Origin of the sequence: Dialister sp. (assembly GCF_036343215.1) — a bacterium.
Classification (GTDB): domain Bacteria; phylum Bacillota; class Negativicutes; order Veillonellales; family Dialisteraceae; genus Dialister.
In genome coordinates, this window is the sequence record NZ_JAZASU010000235.1 from 1 (window position 1) to 1036 (window position 1036).

Here is a 1036-nt window from a genome sequence, read left to right on the forward strand (position 1 = left end):
GCAGTTCATGAAAACCAGTACGGGAAAGGCCTGTGGGCCAAGATCCCGGCGGAGGGCCATACGACTGTGACCAAACCGGAAAGGACGGACGGTATCGACGGCGAGATCATCTGGGAGAACCGGAAGGAATCCATCCCGAATACCGAGCTGAAGGAAATGGTCGAGGCTTACAAGACAAGGGCACCGAGGACACGGGAAACCGGATCCAGAGAATCGGCAAGAGAAAAGCTGGATTCTTTCACAAAGGAAACTGCAGCAAAGCTTTCCCCGGAAGGAAAAAAAGCCAAGCCGAAGGCCCGCGGACCGGAGCATTAAGAAAAAGGCAGTCGAAAGGCTGCCGTACATAGCGAAGGAAGGATAAATGTAAAGACATCTTGACATTTCAACTGACGCATACTAATATAATAATGTAAAAATGTTTTGACATTTTTGGAGGGCTCTTAGATGAAAAAGATTTTAAAAAAGGCCGATGAAATGGAAATGGCAATCAATATGAAAGCCGCCAGATTCGCTTTTTGTTTTCTGGAAATTGCTATTATGGGTTACTGCATCGCTGAGAAAATCATTATCGGAGAATTCCCAACGCCCCTTTTTATCTTTGGAATACTGGGGATGGTAATTTTTAATGGCATTAAGTTGTATGAAACCAGGCGAATGACAGAAATGGTAGATGAAGATGAAGAATAATATCAAGGAACTCCGAAAGAATAAAAAACTCCGGCAGGAAGACCTGGCGGAGGAACTTGGCGTTACAAGGCAGACGGTCATTGCGATTGAAAATAACAAATATGATCCGACGCTGGAATTGGCCATGAAAATATCTGAGTTCTTCGGATTAAGTGTAAATGATATTTTTCATTTGAAATGATAAATGAGACAAAGCGAGAAATCGGAATTTGCCCAAATCACTACAGGAGGTCCCATGAGTAAATATGAATACAAGAAAATGTATTTGGCCATCTATTTATGCTTGATAGCAGTTGGTGCGTTTAGCATGATGGCTCGCTGGATTAACAATATAAATCCTGAACTAAAA

At 42.7% G+C, this 1036-nt stretch carries 3 protein-coding genes; all 3 read left to right on the plus strand.

Going from position 1 to position 1036, the window contains the following annotated elements:
* On the plus strand, positions 1-315 hold a 315-nt coding region (locus VZT47_RS10645; RefSeq protein ID WP_330224927.1), incomplete at its 5' end, for a hypothetical protein.
* 129 nt (positions 316-444) lie between these two features.
* Positions 445-687, plus strand: coding sequence for a hypothetical protein (locus tag VZT47_RS10650; protein ID WP_330224928.1), 243 nt, complete (start codon positions 445-447; stop codon positions 685-687).
* On the plus strand, positions 677-868 hold the full coding sequence (locus VZT47_RS10655; protein WP_330224929.1) for a helix-turn-helix transcriptional regulator: 192 nt from the start codon (positions 677-679) through the stop codon (positions 866-868). Before VZT47_RS10650 ends, VZT47_RS10655 begins: the two co-directional genes overlap by 11 nt.
* Positions 869-1036 lie beyond the last annotated feature (168 nt).